The sequence below is a fragment of the Bacteroidota bacterium genome, assembly GCA_016722375.1.
Lineage (GTDB): Bacteria > Bacteroidota > Bacteroidia > Chitinophagales > LD1 > Bog-950.
Genome location: JADKJG010000001.1, coordinates 1 through 17,514, shown reverse-complemented (window position 1 = coordinate 17,514; position 17,514 = coordinate 1). Strand labels below are relative to the sequence as shown.

15 protein-coding genes are annotated in these 17,514 nt (G+C 43.9%); 4 read left to right on the top strand and 11 right to left on the bottom strand.

Features of this window, described 5'->3' with window-relative positions:
• Nucleotides 1-2: 2 nt before the first annotated feature.
• The 4 genes from IPP77_00075 to IPP77_00060 all read right to left on the bottom strand — a co-directional run bounded on the left by IPP77_00075 (nucleotide 3) and on the right by IPP77_00060 (nucleotide 4,677).
• Entirely contained in the window at nucleotides 3-914 is a 912-nt protein-coding gene (locus tag IPP77_00075) for a ParB/RepB/Spo0J family partition protein (GenBank protein MBL0308135.1), read from the bottom strand.
• Between the two features lie 29 nt (nucleotides 915-943).
• Complete coding sequence (locus IPP77_00070; protein ID MBL0308134.1) at nucleotides 944-1,807, bottom strand: ParA family protein; 864 nt, start codon at nucleotides 1,805-1,807, stop codon at nucleotides 944-946.
• 15 nt (nucleotides 1,808-1,822) lie between these two features.
• On the bottom strand, nucleotides 1,823-2,506 hold the full coding sequence (locus tag IPP77_00065) for a metal-dependent hydrolase (GenBank protein ID MBL0308133.1): 684 nt from the start codon (nucleotides 2,504-2,506) through the stop codon (nucleotides 1,823-1,825).
• Nucleotides 2,507-2,709: 203 nt separating this feature from the next.
• Nucleotides 2,710-4,677, bottom strand: coding sequence for a T9SS type A sorting domain-containing protein (locus IPP77_00060; GenBank protein ID MBL0308132.1), 1,968 nt, complete (start codon nucleotides 4,675-4,677; stop codon nucleotides 2,710-2,712).
• Between the two features lie 289 nt (nucleotides 4,678-4,966).
• Between IPP77_00060 and IPP77_00055 the strand changes: the two genes are divergently transcribed.
• Nucleotides 4,967-6,400, top strand: coding sequence for an FAD-dependent oxidoreductase (locus IPP77_00055; protein MBL0308131.1), 1,434 nt, complete (start codon nucleotides 4,967-4,969; stop codon nucleotides 6,398-6,400).
• A gap of 26 nt (nucleotides 6,401-6,426) precedes the next feature.
• On the opposite strand, the gene IPP77_00050 is transcribed toward IPP77_00055, so the two are convergent.
• Nucleotides 6,427-7,704, bottom strand: coding sequence for a polysaccharide biosynthesis C-terminal domain-containing protein (locus IPP77_00050; protein MBL0308130.1), 1,278 nt, complete (start codon nucleotides 7,702-7,704; stop codon nucleotides 6,427-6,429).
• Nucleotides 7,705-7,773: 69 nt separating this feature from the next.
• Between IPP77_00050 and IPP77_00045 the strand changes: the two genes are divergently transcribed.
• Nucleotides 7,774-9,087: a hypothetical protein gene (locus tag IPP77_00045; protein ID MBL0308129.1), complete on the top strand. Its 1,314-nt coding sequence runs from the start codon at nucleotides 7,774-7,776 to the stop codon at nucleotides 9,085-9,087.
• A 198-nt stretch (nucleotides 9,088-9,285) separates the two neighbouring features.
• Nucleotides 9,286-11,478 carry a glutamine synthetase III gene (locus IPP77_00040; GenBank protein ID MBL0308128.1) on the top strand — a complete coding sequence of 731 codons (2,193 nt, stop codon included), beginning with the start codon at nucleotides 9,286-9,288 and terminating at the stop codon, nucleotides 11,476-11,478.
• Nucleotides 11,479-11,676: 198 nt separating this feature from the next.
• On the opposite strand, the gene IPP77_00035 is transcribed toward IPP77_00040, so the two are convergent.
• From IPP77_00035 to IPP77_00010, 6 genes are all read right to left on the bottom strand, one after another.
• Nucleotides 11,677-12,366: a hypothetical protein gene (locus tag IPP77_00035; GenBank protein MBL0308127.1), complete on the bottom strand. Its 690-nt coding sequence runs from the start codon at nucleotides 12,364-12,366 to the stop codon at nucleotides 11,677-11,679.
• Nucleotides 12,366-12,647 carry a hypothetical protein gene (locus tag IPP77_00030; GenBank protein ID MBL0308126.1) on the bottom strand — a complete coding sequence of 94 codons (282 nt, stop codon included), beginning with the start codon at nucleotides 12,645-12,647 and terminating at the stop codon, nucleotides 12,366-12,368. The genes IPP77_00035 and IPP77_00030 overlap by 1 nt, the downstream gene beginning before the upstream one ends.
• 12 nt (nucleotides 12,648-12,659) lie before the next feature.
• Entirely contained in the window at nucleotides 12,660-13,154 is a 495-nt protein-coding gene (locus tag IPP77_00025; GenBank protein MBL0308125.1) for a hypothetical protein, read from the bottom strand.
• Between the two features lie 119 nt (nucleotides 13,155-13,273).
• A complete protein-coding gene (locus IPP77_00020) occupies nucleotides 13,274-13,672 on the bottom strand; it encodes a hypothetical protein (protein MBL0308124.1) in 399 nt (132 codons plus the stop codon).
• A gap of 566 nt (nucleotides 13,673-14,238) precedes the next feature.
• The gene (locus IPP77_00015) at nucleotides 14,239-14,310 is read right to left on the bottom strand and encodes a transposase (GenBank protein MBL0308123.1); all 72 of its coding nucleotides are present in this window, start codon (nucleotides 14,308-14,310) and stop codon (nucleotides 14,239-14,241) included.
• A gap of 58 nt (nucleotides 14,311-14,368) precedes the next feature.
• Nucleotides 14,369-14,980, bottom strand: coding sequence for a transposase (locus tag IPP77_00010; protein ID MBL0308122.1), 612 nt, complete (start codon nucleotides 14,978-14,980; stop codon nucleotides 14,369-14,371).
• Between the two features lie 82 nt (nucleotides 14,981-15,062).
• On the opposite strand from IPP77_00010, the gene IPP77_00005 reads away from it, so the two are divergent.
• On the top strand, nucleotides 15,063-17,514 hold a 2,452-nt coding region (locus tag IPP77_00005; GenBank protein ID MBL0308121.1), incomplete at its 3' end, for a TonB-dependent receptor.

Genomic DNA, 17,514 nt, shown 5'->3' with positions numbered 1-17,514 from the left:
ATTTATTTATCCGTCAGGACTTCGACCAGCCGGGCCAGATCATCGTCGTTATAAAACTTAATGGCGATTTCTCCTTTGCCCTGTTTGGTTCGGATGATATTGACTTTGGTGCTGAGCGAGGAGGTTAGCTGATCTTGCATTTTGCGGATAGCGAAAGGGATATCCGATGCGTCTCCTCCTCCAGAGATAGCCTTTCTAGATTTCGTGTCGAGGTTGCGCACCAGTTGCTCTACCTGCCGCACGCTGAGTCCTTTACTGACCGTTTCGTAATAGGCGGTGATTAGTTTGGTAGCATTATCAATGGCCAAAAGTGCTTTGGCATGGCCCATGGTTATTTTTTCGTCGCGCAGACCGGCCTGCATTTCGGGAGGAAGTTTGAGCAGACGCATGAAATTGGTAACAGTGCTTCTGTTTTTTCCGAGGCGCTCGGCCAGTTGTTCCTGAGTCAATTCACATTCATCCTGAAGGCGTTTGTAATTGATGGCGATTTCAAGCGGGTTCAGGTCTTCGCGCTGAATATTTTCAATCAAAGCAATTTCAATGCTTTCTTGATCAGTAGCGAGGCGAACAAAGGCAGGAATATCTTTCTTCCCGGCGATTTTGGAAGCGCGCAATCTTCTTTCCCCGGCAATGAGTTGATATTTCCCGTTGTCTGCTTTGCGCACTGTAATCGGTTGAATCACGCCGTGAACTTTGATAGAATCGGCCAGTTCATTCAGGCTTTCTTCTTCAAAGGTGCTTCGCGGTTGAAAGGGATTTACTTCGATTTGTTCCAGCGGAAGATTAATAATCGTTGCTCCACGGCTCACCGAATCACCGGAGACTTGTTTTTCGCGCACGCGCTCACTGGTATCATTGGAGTCGAGCAATGCACTCAATCCTCGTCCTAAGACGGATTTCTTTTTTTCACTCATGTGTAGTTATTAAGGAGGTGTTCCAACCATTAAAGGCCCGGTGAAGGATCTTCAACGACCAAATTAAATTCTTTCTGGGAGTTCGGGATATAGGTGGCATCATTTCTTTGCAGCATTTCGCGCACCAAGTTCATATAGTTCACGCTTCCTTTGCTTTCGGCATCATACATGATAGCGGGTTTGCCGAAGCTAGGAGCTTCGCCCAATCGGGTGTTGCGATGAATGATGGTATCGAAAACGATGTTTTCAAAATGTCTTTTGATTTCTTCCATCACCTGATTGGCCAAGCGCAAACGCGGGTCATACATCGTCAGAATGATGCCTTCTATTTCTAAATCAGGATTCAGCCGACTTTGAACAATCTTGATGGTGTTCAGAAACTTGCCTAACCCTTCCAGCGCGAAATATTCGCATTGAACGGGAATCATAACCGAGTCAGCGGCAGTGAGTGAGTTCACGGTAATCAAGCCCAGAGAAGGAGAACAGTCAATGATGATGTAGTCGTAATCCTTTTTAATATCGTCCAAAATCTTTTTAAAAATCCTTTCGCGGTTGGGGAGATTGATCAGTTCAATTTCTGCGCCTACCAGATCGAGATGGGAGGGAAGCAGAAACAAGTTGGGTGTTTCGGTCTCCAGAATAATATCACGAGCTTTCACTTCTCCTACCAAACATTCATACAAACTGGTCTTAATACTCTTCGGATCGAAGCCGGTGCCGGAAGTAGCATTGGCCTGCGGGTCGGCATCTACCAAAAGCGTTTTATACTCCAAAATAGCCAAGCTGGCGGCAATATTAATGGCCGAAGTAGTCTTTCCCACTCCGCCTTTCTGGTTGGCCAGCGTAATGATTTTGCCTTTGTGCGGTTTGTCTTGTTTTTTCTTGGTGGTCATATTTTCGATTTTGAATTATAGATTTATGGTTTCTCCGATTTTCATCAGAATTAATTCTTTGCCTTTTTGCTTGAACTTATCAATAGCTTCTTCGTGATTAATTTTTATAAAGCCAAAGGTATCATAATGCAGACCAATGATACGGTTGCATTGGATAAAATCACTGGCCATCACCGCATCATCCACTCCCATCGTGAAGTTATCTCCTATGGGAAGGAAGGCAGTGTTTAAATTTATTCCGGTCAAAGGAATCAACTTCATGTCTGAAAACAGGGCGGTATCGCCGGAGTAATAGAAAGAATCTTCTTTGGTTTCGATAATGAAACCACCGGGGTTTCCTCCATTGCTTCCATCGGGCAATGAACTGGAGTGAACAGCTTGGGTATATCGGACGGTTCCGAAATCAAAATTCCACTTTCCACCGTGATTCATGGGGTGGTATTTTTTGATCCCCTGCTTGTGGAACCAGATAGCAATCTCGTAGTTAGAAACCAAAACGGCACCTGTTCTTTGCCCTATTGCTAAGGCATCTGCCACATGGTCTTCATGACCGTGTGAAAGAAGGATATAGTCTGCCGGGATATCTTTAATGTCTATGTGCTTTGCCAACTCGTTCGGACGAATAAACGGGTCGAACAGCAGGTTTTTCCCTCCTGTATTGACTGCAAAACATGAATGTCCGTAATAGGTAATTTTCATTCTCTTTTCGCTCTGTTTTTCACGGTTCAAAAGTAGAACAACTGTGGAACATACTGCTTTGCTATTTCTCCACCTTTAAACAGCGAGATTGTTTATACGTCTGTTGATAAGCCCGTTTTAGTGTTGAAACGTTGTGGATATAAAATAAAAAAAGACCTTCCCGATTTAACAGGAAGGCCTTTTGAAAAAGGTCTGAAAGAATTCTAGTGGTTAATCACTAATTTCTTGATGGCAGTTCTGTCGCCGCTTTGAACTCTAACTAAGTAAGTACCGTTTGTTAGGTTACTATAATCAAAACTCTTGGTGAAAACAGAAGGAAGATCATTGCTGTTAAACGACTTCACTTCAGAGCCAATGATGTTGTAAACATGGATAGAAAGGTTTTTTTCTACTCCGTTCACTGTGATGTTTACATTGCCGTTTGTTGGATTGGGCATCATGGTGATGGCATTTTCAAAGGTAATATCAGAAATGCCAATGTTAGTACATTGGGGATTAGCCGAAGGAAGTACCTGAATCAGTTTGCTAGCCGAGAATTTGCAGCCGTTCAAAGTATCCATAGTCAACTTCACCGTGTAATTGCCCGGGTTTGTATAGGTAAACACAGCATCTGAATTAAATATAAGGCTGCTGCCGTTATTATACATATCCCAAGCTGGAATCCATGAACCTCCCATACCGGATGAGGTATTGGTAAAAGTAACTGGTTGATTCTGACAAATCTTTGCAGGAGAAATGAAGCTTACATTGTTGGTGATATTGCCGACATAGTTTACTCCAATGCTTGCCGTAGCATTACAGCCAGAGCTATTGGTCACGGTAACAATATAGTTGCCCTGCTCATTGACTGAAAGGGTAGGAGTAGTAGCTCCGTTATTCCACAGATACGTTTTGCCCGTCTGGTTCATACCTGTGACAGTTACTACTGTGTTGCTTGACTCGTTACAAGTTCTGACAATCGGATTAGGATTGGAAATCAAAATGCTGATGGCATTGTTGCTCACCACATAAGTTGAAGTATTAGCGCCATCCACTCCATTAATATCTACTGATACAGTTACCTGCCCAGCGGTATTTCCTAAAATAAGCGTTGTGTTCTCACTTGAATTTCCAGTCAGTGTTCCGCTTGACGTACTCCAGTTGTAAGTATAAGGAGGATCTGAGCCGAAGACACTCGCTTCTAAATTAATAGGTTGTCCAGGACATCCGCGCAATGAATCGCTGCTTATGATTGAACCATAATCAACTACGGCAGTCACAGCAGGTACCACCCACCAGTTTTGAATATAGAACTCTTCACAATTTTCAGGATCCAGTCTTCCATTTTGGTTACAATCAGCAGACAGGTTATTGATACCGGAAATGTTTCCTTGAGTAGCATGTATGAAATTGAGATAGTACAAGCTATTGAATCCTGCGGTGCTTGGAGCCGCGATACATGCTCCACCGCAATCATCTCTGAAGAAGCTAAGAGGCTGGAATTTGTTTTGGGTATCACCAGCAAACTCAATTCTTACACCAAAAGTTTTTCCTTTTGGGAAGGTGATATTAGGATACAAAGTAAGTAGAGAGTAGGTCGGAGTACCCTGTACGTTAATGTTCTTTGGAATCTCAGAATTGGTTACAATCAAGGTATCCCAAATATTATTGTTATTAAGTGCCGCATTAATTCCTGTGCCTGTAATAGAAAGAGAATCTCTGTCGAAAACAATAACATGGATTGTATCATTATTAGAAGTCGTATGCGAGTGGATGAATACGAAATCCAATGAATCAAGCGTAAGCGTTGTCAACTTACGAGGATAGAAATTATTTACTTGAGCATTATAATCTGCATCAATCAAGCTGTCGTAAATCACCGCCAAATAGCGCAACGAAAGGTTGTCTTCGTTCTTATAGCGGCTATTCATATTAAAAGTAATCAGTCGCTCGGTAGTTGATTTCTGCGCAGCGTAAACGATATCTGCTTCACCATAATCCATGGTAAAAGCCACTGTTTTAGCGCGACTTGCCGCACTTTTAAAATTCTTGATAAAGTTATTTGAAACCGAAGAGGATTTCAAATAGGGCTTAACATAATCGGGGTCAATAATATGCTTGGTTCCTGTGAACTGCGCAAACCCGCTTAGCATCAGAGAGGACAGCCATAGCAATGTAAATACCTTTTTCATAGCTTTCGTTTTGTTTGATTGTTTTGGTTTTAAATAATTTTCGTTGTAAAAATAATACTTCCCCTTTTCGGGGGCTGCAAATGAAGTTAAAAATGACAGACTACCCAAAAAAATGACATTAAAATGACAATGCAGTTATTTTTAGATATATCCAATCTAGACCAAAAATACTCGAACCATGCAGCCAATTACTGGATGGCAGTATTTACTTTCACGTGGTTTATTGAATTTCAATAACATTGCGCCCTCTTTTGTTGTAAGCATAACCCTTTAATTGTAAACCGCTTTAATGTCTGAAACTCAACGCATTGCTGTCATTGGTGCTGGTCCTGCTGGGATTACTGCCGCTTATGAGATTTCCAAAACACTCAAGAATGTTGACCTATATGAGGCTTCAGATAGCGTGGGCGGAATGGCGAAGAGTATTCAACTGTGGGATTATACCGTGGATATTGGTCCGCACCGTTTTTTTAGCAGCGACCGCCGGGTGAATGAGGCCTGGCTGGAAGTGACGGGACCTGACTATGAAATGGTGGATAGGCTCACGCGCATCTACTATAAAAAGAAGTTCTTCTACTATCCGCTCAAGGCATTGAATGCCCTCTTTACGTTGGGGATTTATCAAGCCACCTTGTGCATGTTGAGCTATTTAAAGGAGAAGGTGTCACCGACCCAACTGGATGGTTCTTTTGAAAACTGGGTAACGGGCCGTTTTGGGAAACGATTGTTTTTGATCTTCTTTAAGACCTATACCGAAAAGTTGTGGGGTATATCCTGCAAGGAACTAGATGCTGACTTTGCTGCGCAAAGAATAAAGAAACTCTCCTTATGGGAAGCGGTGAAAAATGCACTTTTCGGAGGTTCTGGCAATACTCATAAAACCTTAGTGGACCAGTTCGCTTATCCTTCGGAAGGTACGGGCATGGTATATCAAAGAATGGCGAAGACGATTGAACAAAATGGTAGTAAAGTTCATTTAAAAACTCCTGTGCAAAGGGTGCTGACAAAAAACAATCGCGCCTATGCTATTGAATTGACTGATGGAACGGTTCATGAATATGACCATATCATTTCCTCTATGCCTATGACTCTTTTGATACAGCGCCTTCCTGAAGTGCCTCCACGTATATTAGATCTGAGTAAACAATTGCGTTTTCGCAACACCATCATTGTTTATCTTTTAGTAGATGGGAAGGATTTATTTCCTGACAATTGGTTGTATGTTCATAGCCCTGATTTGCTTACTGGACGCATCACCAACTTTAGAAATTGGGTGCCACAACTTTATGGAGATAAACAAGGTACTGTTATCGCCGCTGAATATTGGTGCTATGATGAAGACGAGTTCTGGAAATGGGAAGACTCCAAGTTGATTGACCTTGCAAAAGAAGAAATGCAGAAAACTGGTTTACTGAAGAGTCCCATCACAGCAGGTCATGTGTATCGTGTTCCCAAATGTTATCCGGTTTATAACCGCGGATACGCAGAAGTTCTGTCCGAGGTAGAAGGTTATTTGAAAACGATAGAGAACCTTACATTGATTGGCCGCTACGGGTCATTCAAATATAACAACCAAGACCACTCTATCTTGATGGGCTTACTCGCAGCCGAGAATATTACTAAAGGAACCAAACATGACCTTTGGGAAATAAACACGGATTACGAGACCTATCAGGAGAACACCAAAATTACTAAGAGCGGATTGCAGAAAGTTTCTGGTTAGAAGAGATTTTCAAGTTGACCTGCCTCTTAAAGTTTAAATTTCCCTTTAAGATACAAAACCATATTTTTAGCGGTATCAATATCTGCGCGAGTAATGATGAATTGCGACACACCTAAATCATTATCCATAACGAAATAGATGAAAAGCAACAGAGAAGAAACGCTGAAAGAAATAGTGGCTGCTAATCCGGCACCGCTCATCACATACGGAGGAATGAGCTGATAGCTGAAGGCAATCATCGTGACCAGACCGCAAAGGTGAGCAACAATAAGTCTTTTATATTGTCCTATTCCCAAATAGAAACTACTAATAACAATCGGGATACAGTAAATCAGGATTCCCGGATAAAGAAAGCGCATCGCATGTTTTACATCCATAAATCCGGGACCAAAAACAAAGCTGTAAGCGGAAGAAGGAATAGCCGCTATTAATAGAAGAATGACAAAACACAAAGCAACACATATCTTAATGAGTTGAATGGTTCTTGCTACTTCGTTCTTAATTTCGGTAGAATTAGAAGTGGATACGTAGTGAATGGTAGAAACACTTCGTGGGATAATCCAAACCGTTTCTAATATGGAGATCCCAATGGAAAACACTCCGAGATACTGGCTGCCCTGCTGTAGTCCCAGTTGATAGAAATAATACCGGAACTGAAGAAGTTGAAGAATCTCGGTCAACTGATATGGGAATCCATAAGAAAAGGTTTTCAACTCGGCAAAAGACAAGTCCCGAAAGATGTTTGCAATCTGAATATGCTTTTTAATCATAAAGAAACTCAACAGTAAGGTAAGTGAATAACCTGCCAATGAGGCATAAACGTATGCGCCAGCATCATGAATATTCAAGAAATAAAAGCAGGCCAGCACACCAATAAGTTGTATAATCAGAGGAATGATTTGCAGCAAATTAGCCTGGCTGATCTGTTTGCGAGCAAGTAGAACCGTGTAGTGAATGCTGAGCAAGGACGAAAGAAAACTCAGCACTACTACCATGGAAACGTAGCCTGCGGGAACCAAAGGAGTGAATTGTAGAAAAACATATCCGGCACCAGCCACCAGAACGGACCAGATGTAAGCAGGGATAATGAGTAGCTGCATTTTGTTTCTCGGAATGAGATAAACCAAGACCTGACCTCCCAGGATATTGCTGAAAAAAATAAAAAACCAGATCGTGGTGATTAGCAAAGTAACCTCTCCCTTAACCGAAGGCCCCGCGTGTCGGGCAATGAGTAGGGCAATCAAGAAATTAAATACCGTTGAAGCAATTCGCGTGATGACAGTATGTAGGATAGGGCGCTCCAAGAATCGGAAGGATTTGTGAGCAAATAAAGAAGGTTTCAAATAGTTTTGGATAATATTGGCATTGAACAGATGAGCCCTTTAGGTTTTTTACATATCGCACTCTTCCTAATCTATGCGGCCCTGCTTTTCGTATTTATTCTGCGCGGCAGGTTCTTTTTGATAGAAGGTATTTCAAGAAAGCACCTATCCTTTTTCTTTCTGTTCAAGGTTGTTGCCGGGATTCTTTTGGTGCTGGTTTATACCCATTATTACACCGACCGTTTTAAACAGGACATCTATCGCTACTTTGATGACAGCGTGATCATTTCAAACATCCTTTTCATCAATCCTCTTGCTTGGCTCAAGGTGATGACTGGTTACGGAATGTATGAACCGAAGGTGTTCCAATATCTAGTGCATACAGAGCATTTCACTCACCCCGTTCACGACATAGTCACCAGCAATTTTCTGATTATTCGATTGATTTCTCTCTTGAACTTTTTCTCGGCCTATAATATCTACATCAATACGCTGTTCTTCAGCTTCTTTAGTTTCACGGGCTGTGTTCTGCTCTTCAAATCTTTCCGACCATATTTTTCATCGCTACCTGCGTTGCTCTATCTTCCCTTATTTTTAGTTCCGTCGGTGGTTTTCTGGAGTTCGGGATTGCTGAAAGAAACCATCTTGTTTTTTGCTATCGGCATCTATCTTCGTTCTTTGCTTAAATGGAATAGCACCCGGAACGATGTTTATATCATCATGTCTGTGCTTGCCTTCGTGGTGATAGCCTTAACAAAAATCTACTTAGCGGCCACTTTGCTTTGGTGTAGTTTTCTGCTTCCCATAAATCTATCAAGTATCAAGAGCCGTTTTGAAACAGAAAGAAGGATGGTGGTGTTTGTGCTCATCGGCCTGTTTTCTGTTTGTTTCTATGGGACAGAACTATGCAATAAAGTAATTGAAAAGCGGAATGAGTTTGTGACACTGGCTATTGATGAAAGCGCCGGAAGTGCCATTGATTTAGAGATGCAGCCTATAGATTGCACTTCCCTCTTTGCGCTTTTGCCTAAGGCAACCTTTGGTGCCATCTTTCGCCCTTTTGTTTGGGAAGGAAACCTGATTCAAAAAGGATTTGCTTTAGAAACAGGAATATTGGTTTTGATTGCTTTGTATCTATTGCGCTTTATCCGTCTTCCAGTAGGAGACAGACGATGGTTAGCCCTTTTCTGCCTTTCCTTTTCCCTGATAAATTACGCGATTATTGGTGCTACCGTTCCTATCATGGGGGCTATTGTACATTATCGGGTGGTTTCTTTGGTCTTTATGTTGTTGTTTATCATGCTCCTTATGGATGAAGAGAAGTTGAAGTGGGAGAAGATATTCTCCATTTTTTCAAATAAATGATTGAAATGTAAATATGTACTGTTATAGTTGAAACTAGTCATGTTACTTCAAATAACTGCTCAATTCACTTAAAATATCTGCACTAACCGAATGTTTCTCCACATGTTTAGATAAATAAGTGCATAAATTCTTTGTTTTTATTTCTTGTTGTGCAAGCTGAAATTACCTTTGCGGCTTAATTTAAACCAACCAACGTATATGAATAAAGCCCGCCAGGAAGCCATCCAAACCGTTATTAACCGAGAAGTTGTTTCTCCAGGAATTGCCGGAAACAAAGTCTCTGAATATTTTGCCTCTCGTGTGTTTAACGATGCTGCCATGCGCGAGTATCTTTCAGACGAAGCATATATGGCCGTTAAGAATGCCATTAAGGCCGGCTCCAAAATCAGTCGCGAGATGGCTGACGGTGTAGCTGCAGGAATGAAAAACTGGGCGATGAAGCGCGGCGCTACGTCCTACACACACTGGTTTCAACCGCTCACCGGTCTAACGGCCGAGAAGCACGACATGTTCTTTACGCTCAAGGGTGACCAAGCCGTGGAGGTTTTCAGCGGCGACGCTTTGGTTCAACAGGAACCGGATGCTTCTTCATTTCCAAGCGGAGGTATTCGCGCCACTTTTGAAGCGCGCGGCTACACCGCCTGGGACCCGGGTTCTCCGGCTTTCATCATGGAAATCGGCCAGGGCAAAACACTTTGTATTCCAACTATATTTATTTCCTACACCGGCGAATCACTGGACTATAAAGCACCGCTGCTCAAGGCTTCTCATTTCTTAGAACAGGCGGCTATGCCGGTGATCAATCTTTTTGATAAAGAAGTAACCAAGGTTATGGTGACCTTGGGTTGGGAACAAGAATACTTCCTGATTGATGAAGCCTTCTATTATCAGCGCCCTGACCTGATGTTTTCCGGAAGGACCTTAGTCGGCGCGCCGCCGCAGAAAGGACAGCAGTTTGAAGACCACTACTTTGGTTCTATTCCTGAAAGAACTTACGCTTACATGCTCGACTTTGAAACCGAGTGTCATAAACTCGGCATACCGGTTCGCACCCGCCACAACGAAGTGGCACCAGGACAGTTTGAATGTGCCCCGATGTTTGAAGAAGTAAATGTAGCTGTGGATCACAACTCACTGCTTATGGACATCATGGACCGTGTAGCTCGCCGTCATAAACTGCGGGTGTTGAATCATGAAAAGCCTTTTGCCGGCGTGAACGGTAGCGGCAAACACAACAACTGGAGCATGAGTACCGACACCGGAAAGAACCTCCTTTCTCCCGGCTCTACTCCTAAAAGCAATTTGTTGTTTCTCACCTTCTTTGTGAATGTGATGAAGGCCGTGAATGAATACAGCGACTTGCTTCGCGCCTCTATCGCCTCGGCCAACAACGACCATCGCCTCGGCGCCAACGAAGCACCTCCGGCTATCATCTCCGTATTTACCGGTTCTTATATGAATGATGTGTTGGAAGAAGTAGAGAAGCGCGTGGCCAAAGGAAAATATGATGAACTGGTCAACGCTAATCTCAAATTAGATATTCACAACAAGATACCGGATGTGATGCTCGACAACACCGACCGGAACCGCACATCCCCTTTTGCCTTCACTGGAAATAAGTTTGAGTTCCGTGCCGTGGGTTCTTCCGCCAACTGCGCCCTGCCTATGACCATCATGAACGCTATTGTAGGGAAGCAACTGCTTGATTTTAAATCAGAAGTAGATAAGCTGATCAAAGAGGGCGAAACCAAAGAAGGAGCCATTATGCGTGTGATTCGCAAATATATTACCGACTCTAAACGCATTCAGTTTGAAGGCGATGGTTACAGCGAAGCATGGGAAAAGGAAGCCAAGAAGCGCGGACTATCCAACGTCAAAACCACCCCTTATGCACTTGATTTCTATCTCACTAAAAGTGCCAAATCAGTACTGGTAGATACCGGTATCTTCTCTGCCCGCGAGTTGGATGCCCGCGTGTCGGTGCTGCATCATAACTATGTGCTGAAGATTCAAACCGAAGCCTCTATACTGGCCGATATCGCTATGAATCAAATCATTCCATCTGCGATGGAATATATGAACCATCTGGTTACCAATATTCGTGGATTGAAGGAAGTGGGCGTGCCGGCATCATCTATCAAAGCACAGAAGGAAATGCTGGAAGAAATTGCGGCACATGTAAATGTGATTAAATCGGCGGTGGAGAAAATGAATGATGCTTCTGACAAAGCGCATCATGCCGGTTCGGCAGCCGAGTCCTCCAAAGCATTCTGCGATACCGTGAAGCCATATCTCGATGAAATACGCAAACACGCTGATGCACTCGAAACCAAGGTGGACGATAACATCTGGCCTTTGCCTAAGTATCGCGAGATGTTGTTTATTCGATAACATTCAGTAGTCCTTATCGAGAAAAAGCCCTGCTTCCGCCAGGCTTTTCTTTACAAACCTTCCAAGTCTTAAAGACTTGGAAGGTTTGTATTCTATTCAGCACTCAACACTCCAAACTCAGCACTAACAAAAAAGCCCCGCTTCCGCGAGGCCTATTGAATTTACTGTCATCTGCGAGCCGTCAACCGCCAACTCGCCTCAATCCTCCACCCATCTTTCAATTTGATAAGGCAGATGGTCGTTCAGGTCGGGGTTATGCACCATGAGGTAGGTGTCGTCGGGATGTGAGAACAAGGTATCTTTCGTATAGGTTTTTGTTTTGCCTGGTTTCAATGTTTTCCAAACCAGACCGGTTGGGTCGTCATCAGTTTTCGTACCTATCATTAAATCGGTAGTACCGAAATTGCGCACCTTGATTTTGGTGCCTTCCGGGAAGGTATCATGAATCACCACAACGGTTGTGTTGGGCAACAGGTCGCCGTGATATCTTTCGTGAGGCGCACTGTGGCCGTAAGCAAAGAGCAAGTTGAAACGGAACAGCCCGAGCATAGCTTCAATATTGCCCAACACATAATAAGCCACAAAATGCACGGCTTGGTAGAGAGAAATATTCAGTGCTTGTCGCTGTGAACTAATGATGGCCCGACCGGTGCCTACATCTTCCATCTCGGTACTCTGATTGTCTTGTGCACCGACAAAAGCGGTTGGAAAATTCTGAAACAAGGTGACAAACGAAGGGTCGAAATCTGCCGCATGGGCGGTGGCTGCGGCTGCATAGCGCACCATCAGGCCCTTGACAGTGGTTTTGTTGGCGGCATTATAATCCTTTAGTTCCTGCGGATAAAATTCAAGATAGGCCCCTTCGTTGGTGCGATACACGTCGCGCACTATGCCCTTTTATAACTAACTTCTTCCAAAAAGGCCTCCATAATTTGATCTACACTATATGTAGCTCCTTTTTGCTGCGCAATGTCAATGAGCATTTGGTCGAGCGAACCATCTATGGCACCGATTTTGGCAGTGAGATCTGCAATAATGCTGTCGTATTGGTTCGATCCGTTAGCAGCGGTCAAGTGCGCGAGGGCATCGATTGCAAAGCGGCGGGCGCGCCGGTCGGTGATGTTTTTGTCATCAAAGAAATTTCCGAAAAGATGATCTGGTTGAATCATAAGGGTTTGATTTTATTTGGTTAATAATGATAAACATGTGAAGCGACCTGCTGAACGCGGGAGGTGATAAAAAAAAGGCATAGGGGCCATTATCAAAGTCGGGACTATCGTTTCAAATCCTGCAAACCTGCCTCCCAGCGTTGGGAAGGTATATCCCAACTCTTGGTGGTCCATTCCCAACGTTGGGAACATAGTTCCGAATACTTTTTTAGTCTTTCCTACCGTTGGGAATATGGTTCCGAAGGCTGGGGGCCTGTTTCCCAACGGTGGGAATAAGTAGCGCAACATTTTCCATGCGTTTCCCAACGGTGGGAAGGTGGTTCCGAACACTAAAAACCCCTTTCCCAACGGTAGGAAGGTAGCTGCCAGAGTTTTTATAAGGCTTCCCAACGGCAGGAAGCTATGTCCCAACATTTTTTCATGGGTTACCAACGTTGGGAAGGCACCTCTCAGCCTGTACGGTGCCTTGCTTGAGTTTTCGGATGTGGTAGCTTGTTCCAAATTCATAAAAGCAAAAATCAGGAATATATCATCGCAGTTTTGTGGGGTATGCACTACGTTTGGTGGGGTAGTGCTGAAGTTTGATTGCTGAATGTTGAATAAAGCACCTTGTATTTTCCGCCCTGTTACTTTGCTTCCCTGGTCATCTTTTTCAGCGTCCTTAAATCAATGAAGCCTCGCCGCTCTGCTTCGGCCACTAATCCCCAACAAGTTTCGACACCAAAATATTTTTTCAGCCTAGCGATTCTTCCGTCCACGGCCTTTCGGGTGATGCCCGTTTCGCCGATGATGTCGGAGTAGGTGTAATCCATCGCCAGCATGTGCAGCGTGTGTAATTGAGTCTTCCTCAGTTTTTTTTGTGTTTCATGTTTTGTTTGTTTTTGTGGATAAAAATTGAAAGCTACCGTTTGCCATTCAAAAAAACAAGGCCCCGAAATTGATGGTGGATAATGTGTGGATTTTGGGGTAGTGCTGAGTTTGGAATGTTGAGTGTTGAATGTTGAATGGAATACAGCTTCACGCACAGGAAGCAAAGAAAATAGCACGCAGAGGGCTCAAAAGAAATATGGCTAACATCTTTGCGCCCTTTGCGATGGCCTTCGCGCTCTTTGCGTGAAACGATACTCAGCATTAACAATTCAGCATTCCGGGTTTGAAGTTTCAATGCACTTCACTCCTTATATCTATAAAAAGAAGCGGTAACGGTTGATTAATTATCCTTTGTGGGTAGTCAAATCATATAATAATGTTAAAAAAACTGGTTCTATCGTTAATTGAGTGATAAGAGGTTTAATTTCCCATTAAAAAAAGTTGCTGCTCTTAGATTTTAGTTGGGGGCGACTGCTGGCTATTGTGCTCTGCTCTGGCGTTGGAGGTTGATTGTAATGTGTTGGATAAATAGCGCTTGATTCTTGGCTCTTTTCTGTGTTGGAGTGGTGACGTTTTGATACGCGCTCGAAGAAGATGATGGCTTCCTGCTCGGTTTGGATTCGGTTCAAAAGTTTCTCATCTTCCATGCTTTGCGGGAGCGTCCCATTAATCCTCCGAACCTGACCTTGTTTTTCAGCGCTTCGCTTTAATATAGGCTGGGTTACTCAACTCGTGTTTCATCAATGGCATTGGTAAGCAGCTTGACGATATGGAACTTGTCATGAACCAGCACAGCCTTCGGGCAATTTTTTTTAGCGACTGGATATAGGGTTCAGCTAGGTCGCAGCACATTAATTCAATAGCGCCGAGTTGTTCCGGGTTAAACACCTTTTGAAGCAGAGCCGTAGCCGCCACTTCATTGCGCCCGGGTAAATATCTAAGACTTCCCCTTGTTTAGCACTCGTCAAAACGCTGACATACTGTTGCCCTTTGCGATAGCTTTTTTCATCTATGCTGATCGCTTTTATGTCGTTGACATTGCGTCGCTTTAATCCTCGGGCTCTGCCCACATTTTTCGTCCGTACTAGGTCAGAGGCGGATTTTTGGCAGTGTGTTTTTTGCAAGGTAACGATGCACCTATTCTCGAACAGGCGGGTATGGCTAAGACCAGTCTCAGACCAATCAACAGCTATTAAATGGAGTTCACCCAAGCTGTTCTTCACCCGGGGAAGCCGACTGCAAATCCAGGTTTCATAGTCCATCGTGTCCAGATGGCGCCAACATCTTTTTATCCGGTCATGGATTTTACAAATCTCCCCAGTCTGGGGACATGGGGCTTCTTTAGCTTCATATTCTACAGAAACTTCCACTCGCTTATTTGCTTCGTCAAGGGTCACCCCCGATACCTTCCATGGTTCAGGTAATTTGAGCATCTGCTCAAAGATCTTTTTGGCATCTAGCATCCTGCCAAATTAAACCTCTTATCCCTCAATTAACGATAGAACCAAAAAACTCTTATTTTTCGCTCACTAAAACACATAACCTATGAAAACTAAACTACTCCTCCTTTCGGTTTTTGTAACCATTTCTTCTTTTCTTTTCGCCCAACAAACCAAAAACATCACAGGCAAAGTCCGTGACGAAAACCGTCAGGCCTTGATTGGCGCTACGGTGTTGGTAAAGGGCACTACTATTGGCACGGTCACCGATGAGGACGGGAAATACTCGCTGGAAGTTCCATCAGATGCGGAGGCTATTTTAATCAGTTATATAGGATATGATGAGCGGGAAATAAGGATAGAAGCAGGACGAACGGTTTATGATGTTCAGATGACTTCTTCGAGCATTTCGTTGAACCAAGTGGTGGTGTCGGTATCGAAACGAAGCGAGAAATTGCTGGATGCTCCGGCTTCGATTTCCGTCGTGGGGCAATCGCAACTAGAACGGAACATCGTTACTACACCTATTGACCAGCTAAAAACTACTCCGGGGGTGGATGTGATGCGCACCGGTTTGGTTTCGAGCAATGTGGTGGTGCGCGGATTCAATAATATCTTTTCGGGCGCTTTGCTGAATGTGGTAGATAACCGCATCGGTTCGGTACCTTCCATTCGTGTAAACGCTTACCAGTTGATCCCTACCAGTTCGTTGGATATAGAGAAGATTGAGGTGGTGCGCGGGCCGGCCTCAGCGCTTTATGGACCCAACGCCACCAGCGGAGTAATCCATATCATCACCAAGTCGCCGCTCGATCAGGAGAAAAATTACATGACTACTGTGGCGATGACCACCGGCCTGACCGTATTAGATAAATCGTATCGGCAGTATAACAATAACAGAAAGATATCGGGCAACGTCATCAACTTTGAGGGGCGACACTCCGCTAAGTTCTTCAAAGACCGTTTGGGATATAAAATATCGGGCACCTATTTCCAGGGGCAGGATTATCCAAACTATGACCCGCGCGAACCGAATGAAGGAGACAGTCTGGTTTTCGGAAGTGTTCGCGACGGACAGTTGTTTCAATGGGATACGCTTCAGAAGTTTACACACGATTCGGCGGGCGTTGCCATTCTTGATTCTGCGAAGTTTGATATTCGCCGGTTTCACAAGGATTTCTTTATCCGTAAATGGACAGCCGATGCCCGTGTGGACATTCGCCCGATTAAAGATATTACCATCATTCTAAGCGGTGGAGTAGCCAACTCACATAATGTAGAGTTGACCGGTTTGGGTGCAGGGCAAGCAGGCGGAGATAAAGGAGGTTGGACGTATTGGTATTTCCAGGCTCGGTTCAAGTGGAAGAATCTGTTTATCCAGTATTTTATCAATAGCAGCAATGCAGGAAAGACCTATCTTATTCCACAACTATCAGATGCTACCCGCAACACCTATAATTCTACTTCGCCGCCTACTCCTTATCCGGTACAATATTTGGTTGACAAATCGAAGCTGCACGTGGTGCAGGCGCAGTATTCAAACTATTTCTTTAACAAACTGAATTTGATTTATGGAATAGATGCCTTGATGACTCGTCCCAATACCGAGGGAACAATTGACGGTCGCTTTGAACCCATAGCCAAATTGAATCAAATAGGAGGATATGTTCAGGCCGACTACCAAATATTGACTTGGTTCAAACTGGTGGGTGCGTTGCGAGTGGACTATAACAGCATTATCAAAAACGTGGCGGCCAGTCCCCGTGCGGCGGTTGTGTTCAAGGTGAAAGAGAATCATAACATCCGCCTGACCTATAACCGGGCATTTGATTCGCCCAATACCCTCAACCAGTTTCTTGATTTAGCCAACGGTCGTATTCCGAATGGTATCAACATACGTGGCATTGGTAATCCTTACGGATGGAATTATCAATATGATGAGAATAAGAATATCCAATTTATTACAGCACCATACCAGTCGGCGGCTGGTGAGTGGATTACTTATGGCGACCGCTCGAAGAACTCCGAGAACTTTAACAAGATGTTCGATTTGCTTAAAATGGGATTTACTGCGGGTAAAAGTTCAATGGATTCTGCGCTCACTGTGGCAGTCATGAACTCTGCCTTTGGAGGGATTTCTAATAAAGGTGGGACGATTGACAGCGCAACGATGGTTGCTATAGACTATGCCAACTTTGCTACCACTCGCGACTTTGAAGGCAGTAAACTTAATGTCGCCAACTTTCAAGACCTGCGGAAAATCAATAACTCCTACACTTCCACACTAGAGTTGGGTTATAAAGGTTTGCTCTTTAAAAAGTTGTCCATAACGGTAGATGCTTATTGGAGCCGCGTCAGCAACTATGTCAGTGCGCTTTCTACTGCCTCTGGTGCGGTTATGTATGATTGGAAATCGTACCTCGGTGAAAAAGAACCCGGAGGAAAGCTTTATGACAACCTGCATGCCGGAGATGCGACTTTAGATAAATTGCTTAAACCAGGCTTGAATAATAACCCTCGTTTTCAAAACTCCTCGATTGTCGCTTCTGATACCAGTA

Bases quoted from the DNA above. Each gene is read 5' to 3' on its own strand.
- IPP77_00075 (MBL0308135.1), bottom strand. From the start codon at position 914: ATGAGTGAAAAAAAGAAATCCGTCTTAGGACGAGGATTGAGTGCATTG.
- IPP77_00070 (MBL0308134.1), bottom strand. From the start codon at position 1,807: ATGACCACCAAGAAAAAACAAGACAAACCGCACAAAGGCAAAATCATT.
- IPP77_00065 (MBL0308133.1), bottom strand. From the start codon at position 2,506: ATGAAAATTACCTATTACGGACATTCATGTTTTGCAGTCAATACAGGA.
- IPP77_00060 (MBL0308132.1), bottom strand. From the start codon at position 4,677: ATGAAAAAGGTATTTACATTGCTATGGCTGTCCTCTCTGATGCTAAGC.
- IPP77_00055 (MBL0308131.1), top strand. From the start codon at position 4,967: ATGTCTGAAACTCAACGCATTGCTGTCATTGGTGCTGGTCCTGCTGGG.
- IPP77_00045 (MBL0308129.1), top strand. From the start codon at position 7,774: ATGAGCCCTTTAGGTTTTTTACATATCGCACTCTTCCTAATCTATGCG.
- IPP77_00040 (MBL0308128.1), top strand. From the start codon at position 9,286: ATGAATAAAGCCCGCCAGGAAGCCATCCAAACCGTTATTAACCGAGAA.
- IPP77_00030 (MBL0308126.1), bottom strand. From the start codon at position 12,647: ATGATTCAACCAGATCATCTTTTCGGAAATTTCTTTGATGACAAAAAC.
- IPP77_00025 (MBL0308125.1), bottom strand. From the start codon at position 13,154: ATGAATTTGGAACAAGCTACCACATCCGAAAACTCAAGCAAGGCACCG.
- IPP77_00010 (MBL0308122.1), bottom strand. From the start codon at position 14,980: ATGCTAGATGCCAAAAAGATCTTTGAGCAGATGCTCAAATTACCTGAA.